Annotated in this window: 12 protein-coding genes; 3 read left to right on the forward strand and 9 right to left on the reverse strand. The window is 69.8% G+C overall.

Annotated elements, in window-relative coordinates; all coding sequences use genetic code 11:
• Positions 1 to 84: 84 nt before the first annotated feature.
• A complete protein-coding gene (locus ACZ45E_RS20035) occupies positions 85 to 363 on the reverse strand; it encodes a glutaredoxin family protein (protein ID WP_468222307.1) in 279 nt (92 codons plus the stop codon).
• Positions 364 to 531: 168 nt separating this feature from the next.
• Here ACZ45E_RS20035 and ACZ45E_RS20040 point away from each other — a divergent pair, with 168 nt between their 5' ends.
• The 3 genes from ACZ45E_RS20040 to ACZ45E_RS20050 all read left to right on the forward strand — a co-directional run bounded on the left by ACZ45E_RS20040 (position 532) and on the right by ACZ45E_RS20050 (position 4,025).
• Positions 532 to 1,464, forward strand: coding sequence for an HAD family hydrolase (locus tag ACZ45E_RS20040; protein ID WP_468222348.1), 933 nt, complete (start codon positions 532 to 534; stop codon positions 1,462 to 1,464).
• Between the two features lie 296 nt (positions 1,465 to 1,760).
• The gene (locus ACZ45E_RS20045) at positions 1,761 to 2,552 is read left to right on the forward strand and encodes an ECF subfamily RNA polymerase sigma factor, BldN family (RefSeq protein ID WP_468222309.1); all 792 of its coding nucleotides are present in this window, start codon (positions 1,761 to 1,763) and stop codon (positions 2,550 to 2,552) included.
• 252 nt (positions 2,553 to 2,804) lie between these two features.
• The gene (locus ACZ45E_RS20050; protein ID WP_468222310.1) at positions 2,805 to 4,025 is read left to right on the forward strand and encodes a DUF5667 domain-containing protein; all 1,221 of its coding nucleotides are present in this window, start codon (positions 2,805 to 2,807) and stop codon (positions 4,023 to 4,025) included.
• Positions 4,026 to 4,086: 61 nt separating this feature from the next.
• Here the strand turns inward: ACZ45E_RS20050 and ACZ45E_RS20055 are convergent, their stop codons facing one another.
• The 8 genes from ACZ45E_RS20055 to ACZ45E_RS20090 form a co-directional block, all read right to left on the reverse strand.
• Entirely contained in the window at positions 4,087 to 5,133 is a 1,047-nt protein-coding gene (locus tag ACZ45E_RS20055) for a lysophospholipid acyltransferase family protein (protein WP_468222312.1), read from the reverse strand.
• A gap of 14 nt (positions 5,134 to 5,147) precedes the next feature.
• Positions 5,148 to 6,221, reverse strand: coding sequence for an NAD-dependent epimerase/dehydratase family protein (locus ACZ45E_RS20060; protein ID WP_468222313.1), 1,074 nt, complete (start codon positions 6,219 to 6,221; stop codon positions 5,148 to 5,150).
• Between the two features lie 251 nt (positions 6,222 to 6,472).
• Positions 6,473 to 6,571, reverse strand: a complete 99-nt coding sequence (locus ACZ45E_RS20065; RefSeq protein WP_003948845.1) for a 30S ribosomal protein bS22 — start codon at positions 6,569 to 6,571, stop codon at positions 6,473 to 6,475.
• 171 nt (positions 6,572 to 6,742) lie between these two features.
• The gene (locus ACZ45E_RS20070) at positions 6,743 to 6,955 is read right to left on the reverse strand and encodes a helix-turn-helix domain-containing protein (RefSeq protein WP_164560538.1); all 213 of its coding nucleotides are present in this window, start codon (positions 6,953 to 6,955) and stop codon (positions 6,743 to 6,745) included.
• 129 nt (positions 6,956 to 7,084) lie between these two features.
• The gene (locus tag ACZ45E_RS20075; protein ID WP_468222314.1) at positions 7,085 to 7,900 is read right to left on the reverse strand and encodes a phosphatase; all 816 of its coding nucleotides are present in this window, start codon (positions 7,898 to 7,900) and stop codon (positions 7,085 to 7,087) included.
• Positions 7,901 to 8,023: 123 nt separating this feature from the next.
• Complete coding sequence (locus tag ACZ45E_RS20080; protein ID WP_468222316.1) at positions 8,024 to 9,199, reverse strand: acetoin utilization protein AcuC; 1,176 nt, start codon at positions 9,197 to 9,199, stop codon at positions 8,024 to 8,026.
• A complete protein-coding gene (locus ACZ45E_RS20085) occupies positions 9,150 to 10,397 on the reverse strand; it encodes an MFS transporter (protein ID WP_468222317.1) in 1,248 nt (415 codons plus the stop codon). The genes ACZ45E_RS20080 and ACZ45E_RS20085 overlap by 50 nt, the downstream gene beginning before the upstream one ends.
• Positions 10,398 to 10,453: 56 nt before the next feature.
• Positions 10,454 to 11,110: an HAD family hydrolase gene (locus ACZ45E_RS20090; RefSeq protein ID WP_468222318.1), complete on the reverse strand. Its 657-nt coding sequence runs from the start codon at positions 11,108 to 11,110 to the stop codon at positions 10,454 to 10,456.
• Between the last annotated feature and the right edge of the window lie 132 nt (positions 11,111 to 11,242).

Consider the following 11,242-nt stretch of genomic DNA (forward strand, 5'->3'; position numbering starts at 1 on the left):
CTCGATCCTAGGCGACTTTCGGGACCAGTTGGACTCCTCGGTCAGTGACGTGCGCGACCGCGGGCACCCCGCGTGCGCGCCGCGCTACTGCGTGAGCGCACGCCGCAGCCGCTCCTCCTTCACCCGCCAGAAGTCGTGCTGCGCGCCGTCGACGAGGACGACGGGGATCTGCTCCCAGTACTTGCGGTACAACTCCTCGTCCTCATTGATGTCCTTCTTCTCCCAGACCGCGCCGACCTCGGCGCACACCTTCTCGATCACCGCCTGTGCGTCATCACACAGATGGCACCCGGGCTTCCCGATCAGCGTGACGACGCGCTCCTGCGGATTCTTCTTCTCACCGCGACGAAAAATGGGACTCATACCGGCCATTCTGGCCCCGCCTCCGGCCCATGTACGACGCTGGGATTCCCCCGGCCGACAGCTTCCCGAAATCCGCTCGACTCCGGAACCACCTGACGAACTGGCTATGCTCACGCCATGTCCCGCCCGTCGCCCGACCGCCGCCCCGGTAGGAGGCACGCAGTGCCGCTGATTGGATTCGGATGGCTCACGCCCCGTAGGCGCGCTGCCACAGCGCGGAGCGTGCTCGCGGGCGAGGCTTCGGCGGAGGCCGCTCTCAAGACCTCCCAGGAGCTGGAGGAGCAGGCACTGCCCGGGGCCGTCGCGGAACCGGAGTTCCCGGTCGTCGGCGACGACAAGGCCGCCGCCTTCTTCGACCTGGACAACACGGTGATGCAGGGCGCCGCGATCTTCCACTTCGGGCGCGGCCTGTACAAGCGAAAGTTCTTCGAGCGCCGCGAGCTGACGAGGTTCGCCTGGCAGCAGGCCTGGTTCAGGCTGGCCGGGGTCGAGGACCCCGAGCACATGCAGGACGCGCGCGACAGCGCCCTGTCCATCGTCAAGGGCCACCGCGTCGCCGAGCTGATGTCCATCGGCGAGGAGATCTACGACGAGTACATGGCGGAGCGGATCTGGCCCGGCACCCGCGCTCTCGCCCAGGCCCACCTCGACGCGGGCCAGCGGGTCTGGCTGGTCACGGCCGCGCCGGTGGAGATCGCCACGGTCATCGCCCGCCGCCTCGGCCTGACCGGCGCCCTCGGCACAGTCGCCGAGTCCATCGGCGGCGTGTACACGGGCAGGCTCGTCGGCGAACCGCTGCACGGCCCGGCGAAGGCGGAGGCCGTCCGGGCGCTGGCCTCCGGGGAGGGCCTGGAGCTCGGCCGCTGCGCCGCGTACAGCGACTCGCACAACGACATCCCGATGCTCTCGCTCGTCGGGCACCCGTACGCGATCAACCCCGACGCGAAACTGCGCAAGTACGCGCGCGAGCGGGAGTGGCGGCTGCGGGACTACCGCACCGGGCGCAAGGCCGCGAAGGTCGGCATCCCGGCCGCGGCCGGCGTCGGCGCCGTCGCGGGCGGCACGGCGGCGGCGATCGCCCTGCACCGGCGCCGTCGCTGACCCAGGGTCTTACCCGTGACCGGTCACCGGCAGTCCCGTTGATACCGCTCGGCCACAACGCGTCACTGGCGTAGCCCGAACATGACCTAATCCGATCAGCAAGTGGTCACTCTCCGGTACTCGAACCATCGTCGATCAGCTACAGAAGTGACGTAATCGATGATTTGAGCAACTCGGTGTAGCGCTCCCTGCACGAAGCGTTATTCTCCTCAGACGCATTCCGGTACCCACACGTCAACACGACGGGTGAACGGTTCCGCACTGCACGTGATGGAAGCTCTGCCTCTGGGAGTCCCGTGTTTCAACACGTCGGGGTTGACGCCTCGGGCCTGGCTACGCTGCGCGCAACGGTCGCGGACCGCTTGCGCGGCTTCGTCCCCACCGCGTACGCCGTCCCCGCCCTCGCCGTCGCCGCACCCGCCGGCCCGTGCTTCGCCATGGCCGAGTCCGGTGCCGCCACAGTCGGCAGACGGACACGCTCCGGAGCCGCCGGCGCCTCCGGTACGTCGACCCCTGCCCGCCGTCCCGCCGCGGACAGCGACAGCGCCCGCATGATGGAGCTGGTCGAGCGCGCCCAGTCCGGCGAGGCCGACGCCTTCGGCCGCCTCTACGACCAGTACAGCGACACCGTCTACCGCTACATCTACTACCGCGTCGGCGGGAAGGCGACCGCCGAGGACCTCACCAGCGAGACCTTTCTGCGCGCCCTGCGCCGCATCGGCACCTTCACCTGGCAGGGCCGCGACTTCGGCGCCTGGCTGGTCACGATCGCGCGCAACCTGGTCGCGGACCACTTCAAGTCGAGCCGTTTCCGCCTCGAAGTGACCACGGGCGAGATGCTCGACGCGAACGAGGTGGAGCGCTCCCCGGAGGACTCCGTCCTCGAATCCCTCTCCAACGCGGCGCTGCTCGACGCCGTGCGCCGTCTCAACCCGCAGCAGCAGGAGTGCGTCACGCTGCGCTTCCTGCAAGGTCTCTCCGTCGCCGAGACCGCACGCGTGATGGGGAAGAACGAGGGCGCGATCAAAACGCTGCAGTACCGGGCCGTGCGCACGCTCGCCCGGCTCCTCCCCGACGACGTCCGCTGACGCCACCGTCACCGCCCGCGACTCTCAACTCACCTACGGTGAAGGTGAGATGTGATCGCGGTCGGATCATCTTTCGTCCGTAACCCAAGTGCCGCGCCGCTCGTTGTGCGGGATGCAGGCTCCCTGTGGTCACTCCTGGACCGGCTTCGCTCACCTGATCGTGTGCGAGCCGTCAGGGCGTGCAACCCTCAGGACCCCTTGGGGAGTCGACCACATGGGAGTCGACCGTCATGACGAGAGGAGGTGCCGCCAGTGATCGCGAACGTATCGGCACACCGGCGGGCGAACGCCTTCGCCCAGGACCTGGAGGACCAGCCCGACCGGGACCCGGCGGCGCAGCAGCCGGATGAACCGGCCGCTCAGCAGAGCGACCGGTCCGATCGGACCGACCGGGACAGGCTTCTGTCCCTGGCCTCCGGCCTCGGCGAGCTGCCCAAACCGACAATGGACCCCGAGGTCAAAGTGGTGCAGCGGGCTCAGCTCGTCGCCGCCATGGAGGCCATGCTCCAGGAGGGCTCCGTGGGCCCTGCCGTACCGGAGCAGCGGTCCCGGGCCAAGGGAGCCCACCGCGCGAGTTCCCTGCGGACGTTGCGTCCCCGCTCCCGGCTGTCCAAGGGCCTCGCCGCGGGCGGGCTCACCGTCGGTGTGGCGGCGGGGGCGTTCGGCGGAGTGGCCGCCGCGAGCTCCGACGCCCTGCCCGGTGACAACCTCTACGGCCTCAAGCGCGGCATGGAGGATCTCAAGCTGGGCCTGGCCGACAGCGATTCGGACCGCGGCCAGATCTACCTCGACCAGGCGTCGACGCGGCTCAACGAGGCGCGGCGGCTGATGGAGCGGGACCGCAGCGGCCCCCTCGACCACGAGTCGTTGGGTGAGATCAGACGTGCGCTCTCCGGCATGCGCTTCGACGCGTCCGAGGGACACCGGCTGCTCAGCGAGGCGTACAAGCGGGACGGTTCGCTCGGCCCGATCCAGGCCCTGTCCGCGTTCACCCAGTCGCACCGGCGGAGCTGGAGCGACCTGCGCGACCGGCTGCCGGTCCAGCTCGGTGACGTACGGGATCAGGTGAGCTCGGTCTTCGACGCCATAGACGAAGAAGTCGATCCGCTGCGTTCGCGGCTGCCGCAGCCCCCGAAGTCGGGCGGCTCCGCGAGCACCGGCCGAAGCGGCGGTACGAAGCCGGGGGCGCCCGGCACCCACCGTTCGACGCCGTCCGGCTCGGCCGGCACCGAGCACGGGAGCACCGGCTCCACCCGGCCGAAGCCGTCCACCTCCGGCAGCGACAAGGACAAGGACGGCCTCCTCGGCGAGACCACCGGCGGCCTCCTTGACCCACCGAAGGACGAGACGGCCCCCACCCCCTCGGAGGGCAGGTCCAGCACCACGGACCCGGTCGAGCCGGACGTGACCCTGCCGCCGCTCCTGCCGGGCTTGCTGCCCGGCCTGGGCATCGACGGCGAGGACGCCCAGTAACACCTGCGCGGACGGAAGGGCCCGGGGCTTGCCCCGGGCCCTTCCGTCCGCGCGGAACAGCTCAGAAGAAGACCGAGCGGCGCTGCACCAGCAGCTTGTACAGGGTGTGCTGGATCTGTTCGCGGACCTGGTCGGTCAGGTTGAACATCAGCATCGGATCCTCGGCGGCCTCCGGCGGATACCCGTCGGTCGGGATCGGCTCCCCGAACTGGATGGTCCACTTCGTCGGCAGCGGCACGGCACCGAGCGGCCCCAGCCACGGGAACGTAGGCGTGATCGGGAAGTACGGGAACCCGAGCACCCGCGCCAGCGTCTTCGCATTGCCGAGCATCGGATATATCTCCTCCGCCCCGACGATCGAGCACGGCACGATCGGTGTCCCGGCCCGCAGCGCCGTCGACACGAAACCGCCCCGGCCGAACCGCTGCAGCTTGTACCGCTCGCTGAACGGCTTCCCGATGCCCTTGAACCCCTCCGGCATCACCCCGACCAGCTCGCCGCGCTCCAGGAGACGCTGCGCGTCCTCCGCGCAGGCCAGCGTGTGCCCGGCCTTGCGCGCCAGCTCGTTGACGACCGGCAGCATGAAGACCAGGTCGGCCGCGAGGAGCCGCACATGGCGCCCGGCCGGATGGTTGTCGTGCACGGCGACCTGCATCATCAGGCCGTCCAGCGGCAGCGTCCCCGAATGGTTGGAGACGATCAGCGCGCCGCCCTGCGACGGGATGTTCTCCACGCCCTTCACCTCGACCCGGAAGTACTTCTCCGCGATCGGCCGCAGCAGCGACATCAGGACCTGGTCGGTGAGTTCCTTGTCGTAGCCGAACTCGTCGACGTCGTAGTCCCCGGTGAGCCGCCGCCGCAGGAACGCGAGCCCGCCCGCGACCCGCCGCTCCCAGCCCCCGTCCGCCGCGGGCGCCGGCTCCCCGGGCTCCTGGTCCGGCCCCGGCTGCTGCGCCGGCAGCGACTGCACCTCACGCACCTCCCGGAAACCCGCGGGATCGCCCTTGCGCCGCGCACCGCCGCCCGGGCTCCTGCGCCGCCCGGCACTCTTCCCGGTGGCCCCCCGCGACCTGTCGTCGTCGAACGGAATGACCTTGGCATCCGCCATCGTTCACGCGCTCCTCAATTGGCGCTCTGCGTCGCGGGGCGGCCAGGTGTGCGCCCGCCGCCCAGGAAGGACAATGACGCGATCCTGTCCACAGCTCCCGCCAGGGCCTGGGGCGGCAGCAGTCCGGGGCCCCGGCCACGGACGAAGTCCGCGAAGGTCTCCGCGGTCGAGTACCGGGGCCGGAAGCCGAGCGTGTCTCTCATCTGGGCCGTCGACACCATCCGCCCGTGGGTGAGCAGTCTGATCTGCTCGGGCGAGAAGTCCGTCGCCCCCAGCGTACGCAGCGCGCCGCCCACCCAGGTCACGGCGGGCAGCAGCACGGGAACGGTCGGCCGGCCGAGCCGTCGCGAACACTGCGACAGCAGCAGTACGCCATCGCCCGCGATGTTGAACGTCCCACTGTTGAGCGTCCCCCGCGCCGGTTCGTGCGAGGCGATCCGCAGCACCTCGATCACATCGTCCTCGTGCACGAACTGCAGCCGCGGGTCGTAGCCGAACACGGTCGGCAGGACCGGCAGCGAGAAGTACTCGGCGAGCGGTGAATCAGCCGTGGGACCGAGGATGTTGGCGAACCGCAGCACGCACACGGCGACATCCGGGCGGCGCCGGGCGAACCCGCGCACATACCCCTCGACCTCGACGGCGTCCTTGGCGAAGCCACCGCTCGGCAGCGACTTCGGCGGGGTCGTCTCGGTGAACACGGCCGGGTCGCGCGGCGCCGAGCCGTACACGTTCGTGCTCGACTTCACCACGAGCCGCTTCACGCTCGGCGCCTTCTGGCACGCGCCGAGGAGCTGCATCGTGCCGATGACGTTGGTCTCCTTGACCGAGCCGCGGCCGGCGCTGGCCAGCGGGGTCCCGGTGACGTCCAGGTGGACGACCGTGTCCACGGAGTGCTCGGCGAGCACCCGCGCGATCGTCGGCTGCCGGATGTCGGCCTGGAGGAAATCCGCCCCGCCCAGATGGTGCGCGGGCGGCACCGCGTCCACGCCGATCACCCGGTCCACTTCCGGGTCCCGCTGGATCCGTCGTACGAAACGGCCCCCCAGCTGCCGGGCCACCCCGGTCACGAGCACGACCTTGCCCAAGATCAGCGCCTGCCTTCCGTCCCAGCCCCGCCGCGCTCTGCATCCGCGGCCCACGTTAGCGGTTCGTTGTTGCGCTGTGATGACCACCCGATGCGTCAAGTGACGACCGCCACAGGCGTGCGCACAGATCAGAGCCTGCTACGCGTGGCCCTGCAACCACGAGTGCCTGCGGGAACTTGTCCGAAACGCACTGCGGCCCTCCCACCGAACGGTGAGAGGGCCACAGACCGCGCTGAATTCTCAGCGGCCGCTTACTTCTTGTTGCGACGCTGCACGCGCGTGCGCTTCAGCAGCTTGCGGTGCTTCTTCTTCGCCATCCGCTTACGGCGCTTCTTGATAACAGAGCCCACGACTACCCTCGCTCACTTCTCGGACAACCCCCGCTTTGCGGGGACAATCACTCGGTGCGGGGCTGCATTGGGGCCCACACGACCTACGGAGGGCCAGCCTACCCCGCCTGAGCGCCGAGCTTGAAATCGAGGGGTCCCCAGGAGCTGACAAAGGGCTCCCGGGGGCGCCGGTCAGCCTGTTTCCACCCCCACGTAGGACTCGCGCAGGTACTCGTGAACCGCTTGCTCGGGGACGCGGAAGCTCCGCCCCACCCGGATCGCGGGCAGATGACCACTGTGCACCAGTCGGTACACGGTCATCTTGGACACTCGCATGACCGACGCGACTTCCGCCACGGTCAGGAACTGCACCTCGTTCAGAGGCCTACTCTCACCTGCAGCCATGTCACACCTGAACCTTCCGCACTCGACGGCCACCGGCTTCCCCTTCCGGTGACTCAACGTCGTTGCGTGCTCACTCCCCAGACTAGGGGCGTGTGGTGCGAGTGGGGAAGAGGAGCAGCGATCGGCCGCCTACTGTGACAGACACGCTCGATTGAGTACATAGCGAGTAAGCGGTCGGTAGTAATCAGACCGCACAGCGTCATCAAGCGGAACGACGACGGACACCCGCCCCTCGGCCTCACCGACGAACAGTGCGGGATCATCCGTATCGGCCAGGCCGATGGCATCGAACCCCAACTGACCTGCACCGCAGACCCACCCGTGGTCTCCCACGACAAGGTGCGGAAGCGGTCCGCCGGCCTCCGCACAAGCAGCCAGAGCGGTACGAACCGGCAGTGGTGAGTGGGTGTGTGCGCCGGTCTCCCCATGGGGCTCCACAGCGCCGGGTTCGCGCACCAGCGCGACTCCTCGTACGTAGTCAAGGTTGTACGTGCGTAGACCGAACCGGGTCGTTATGTCGACACTCTGACCCTGCGCCGGGGTGAGGACAGGGCATCCAAGCGTCGACAAAGCGTCCGCCAGCGCGGCGTAGAAGCCGAGCAGACGGTGCGGATGACCGGTTCCGAAGAGTACCGGGGAACGGGTGTGGGCGGCTCTGCCGAGCCGGTCGCCGAAGGCGTCGAGCGCGGCCAGGGTCAGCTCCGGGTCGATGACGTCGAACCCCGAGGTGTGGCCGGGATCGGGCGAGACCCCGCACTTGTCGGCCATGAGCGCGAGCAGGTCCCGCTGCCCCCAGGCCCATTCGGGGTCGAGTCCGAGCAGCACACGCGGATCACGCGCCTCGAACAGCCGATAACTGCGCAGACTCTCCTCGCGGGAGGTCGCCACGGTCCCGGCAAGCCGAGCCGCCAACAGATGCGCACGCAGGGTGCCGGTGCTCAACACCCTTGCGATGCTGGCGCATTGAGCGCCCGGATGCCCCCAAAACGGCAGAACACCCCACACTTGGAGTAATGCCGATGTCGCCCCCCGCGCCGGTCCCGCTGGGGCCTGCTGGGCGGTCGGCCCCTAGGGCAGCAACCCCCGCAACGGGAACGCCGCCTTGCGCGTGGCGAGGACCGCCTGGTCGAGACGGTCCGCGGGGTCGTACCCCGTCTCCCACCCCCGGTGCTCGACGGGCCAGCGCCCGTCCGTCATCCGCCCGGGCGCCAACTGCCGCGTACGGGCGAACACTTCCTGCCGCCAGCTCTCCGGGGTCAGCGTCTCGGGCGCGATCTCCCGCCCGGCAGCGATGGCGACCAGATGCGTCCACGACCGCGGCACGACATCCACGACGGCGTACCCGCCGCCGCCCAGAGCCACCCAGCGCCCGTCGGCGTACTCGTGCGCCAGCTCGTGACAGGCGACCTGCACCGCCCGCTGCGCGTCGAGCGAGACCGCGAGATGCGCGAGCGGGTCCTCGAAGTGCGTGTCGGCCCCGTGCTGCGTCACCAGCACCTGCGGCCGGAACTCCGCGAGCAGCTCCGGTACGACCCCGTGGAACGCCCGCAGCCAGCCCGCGTCCCCGGTCCCCGCCGGCAGCGCCACATTGACGGCCGTCCCCTCGGCCTGACCTTCCGCGCCGGTCTCCTCCGGCCACCCGGTCTGCGGGAACAGCGTCCGGGGATGCTCGTGCAGCGACACGGTGAGCACGCGCGGGTCCTCCCAGAACGCGGCCTGCACCCCATCCCCGTGGTGCACGTCCACATCCACGTACGCGACCCGCTCGACGCCCAGTTCCAGCAGGCGCGCGATGGCGAGGGCCGCGTCGTTGTACACGCAGAACCCGGACGCGGCCCCCGGCATGGCGTGGTGCAGCCCGCCGGCGAAGTTCACGGCGTGCAGCGCCTCGCCCCGCCACACGGCCTCGGCGGCGCCCACGGACTGCCCGGCGATCAGCGCGGACACCTCGTGCATCCCGGCGAACGCCGGATCGTCGACGGTACCGAGCCCGTACGCCTGGTCGGCGGCGCCCGGGTCGGCGGACGCGGCCTTGACCGCCTCCACGTAGTCCTGGCGGTGCACGAGCCGCAGCGTCGACTCCCCCGCCCGCTTGGCCGCGACGACGTCGACGTCCCGGTCGAGCCCGAAAGCCCCGACGAGCCGCCGGGTCAGGTCCAGTCTGACCGGGTCCATCGGATGGCCAGGACCGAAGTCATACCCCGTCACCGCCGGGTCCCACATCAACTGCGCGCGGCCGCTCATGCCTGCCACCGTATCGGTCCGTCCCGGACCCGAACGAAGGGGCGTACACGAGCGTCACCAGCACCAACACCATCGGCACGAGCATCGCCCCCCGATAGCTCCACGCATCGCCCAGAGCACCCACAAGCGGCGAACCCACCAGAAAACCCACGTAGTTGAAGATATTGAGCCGCGCGACAGCCGCATCGGAGTCCTCGGGGAACATCCGGCCCGCGGCGGCGAAGGTCTGCGGCACGATCACACACAGCCCGAGCCCGAGCAGCGTGAACCCGAGCATCCCCACCCACGGCCCGGGCGCCACCGCCACCACCCCGAACCCCACCGCGGCCACCAACGACCCCAGCCGCACCACGACCACGGCCCCGAGCCGCCGCACCCCCACATCGCCGACGGCCCGCCCCACCAGGGTCATCACCATGTAGACGTTGTACGGAACGGTCGACAGCTGCTCCGAGCTCCCCAGCACGTCCTGCAGATACTTCGCACTCCAGTTGGAGACGGTCGAGTCCCCGATGTACGCGAAGGTCATCACCAGGCACAACGGCAGCAGCATCTTGAAGACGATCCCGCCGCCAGCCTGCCCCGGCGCCCCCTTCACGGCGGCGCCGGTCCCCGCGTCGACGTACCACCGGCTCCCCACGAACGTGGCCGGCAACAGCACCGCGACCACAGGCAGATACGACACGAACAGCGACAGATCCCAGTGCGCCCCGACCCACGCGAGCGAGGCGCCGATGATCCCCCCGAGGCTGTACGCGGCGTGGAAGCCGAGCATGATGCTGCGCCCGTACGCGCGCTGCAGGCTCACCCCGAGCATGTTCATGGAGGCGTCGAGAGCCCCGACGGCGAGCCCGAACACGCCGAGCGCGACGGCCACCTGCCACAGGCTGTCCCCAGCGCCCGCCCCGAGCAACGCCAGGAGCACGACGGGCTGCGACCACCGCAGTACCCGGCTGGGCCGCACCCGCTTCACCAGCTGCTCGGTGCAGACGCTGCCGGCACCGGCCAGGATCGGCACGGCGGCCAGGAACACGGGCAGCAGCCCGTCGGATATCCCGTACTGGTCCTGGAGGGCCGGGATCCGCGTGACCAGCAGCGCGAACGCGACCCCCTGCGCGAAGAAGCCGAAACCCAGCGCTCTCCGGCCCCGGCGCTGCGCGCCCGTTGTACCGCTCGTGCCACCCGTGCCATCGGTCATGGCGGCACAGCGTATGCCCCAGGAATACCGGTGGGTAGATGGATCACCGGGTCAATTCATGACGACGGCCCGGTCAGCAGGCCGTTCAACTCGCGCATGTCCCCGAAGAGTTGATTCGCCCCGGTGAGCCGCTCGGCCGGTGTCATCGCGGTGAACCCGTACACGTCCATCCCGGCGGCCACGGCGGCCCGCACCCCGAGCGGACTGTCCTCGACGACCACGCACTTCTCCGGCACCACACCCATCCGCTCGGCGGCGTACAGGAAGAGGTCCGGGGCGGGCTTCCCCCGTCCCACGTCCTGCGAGCTGAAGATCCGCCCCGCATCGAACCACTTGTCGAGCCCGGTCGTGCGATGCCCGACCCAGATCCGCTCATGGCTCCCGGAGGACGCCACGCAGTAGGGAACCCCGTCGGCGGTCAGCTTCTCCAGTACGTCGACGACGCCGGGCACGAGCTTCAGCTCGCGCTCGAAGGCAGCGAACACCCGCCCGTGGAACACGTCGTCGAAGTCGGCTGGCAGCCGCTGACCGGTCCGTTCGAGCACGAGGTCGTGTACGCGGTGCATGGCGGCGCCCATGTAGTCGCGCAGGGAGTCCTCGTACGAGGTCGGGTGTCCGAGTTCGGTGAGGTAGCCGGCCAGCAGCGTGTTGGAGATCGGCTCGCTGTCGACGAGGACGCCGTCATTGTCGAAGATGACGAGTTCGTAGCGCATACAACGACCATAAGCGCTGCGATCACCCAATGCCCTGAACGCAGAAAACCCCCGTCCGGTATCCCCGGACGGGGGTTTTCTCTACAATTAGTTCGGCGGCGTCCTACTCTCCCACAGGGTCCCCCCTGCAGT

This window comes from Streptomyces sp. NPDC030991 (assembly GCF_055571235.1).

Bases quoted from the DNA above. Each gene is read 5' to 3' on its own strand.
- ACZ45E_RS20080 (WP_468222316.1), bottom strand. From the start codon at position 9,199: ATGAGCGGCCGCGCGCAGTTGATGTGGGACCCGGCGGTGACGGGGTAT.
- ACZ45E_RS20090 (WP_468222318.1), bottom strand. From the start codon at position 11,110: ATGCGCTACGAACTCGTCATCTTCGACAATGACGGCGTCCTCGTCGAC.
- ACZ45E_RS20085 (WP_468222317.1), bottom strand. From the start codon at position 10,397: ATGACCGATGGCACGGGTGGCACGAGCGGTACAACGGGCGCGCAGCGC.
- ACZ45E_RS20070 (WP_164560538.1), bottom strand. From the start codon at position 6,955: ATGGCTGCAGGTGAGAGTAGGCCTCTGAACGAGGTGCAGTTCCTGACC.
- ACZ45E_RS20055 (WP_468222312.1), bottom strand. From the start codon at position 5,133: ATGGCGGATGCCAAGGTCATTCCGTTCGACGACGACAGGTCGCGGGGG.
- ACZ45E_RS20035 (WP_468222307.1), bottom strand. From the start codon at position 363: ATGAGTCCCATTTTTCGTCGCGGTGAGAAGAAGAATCCGCAGGAGCGC.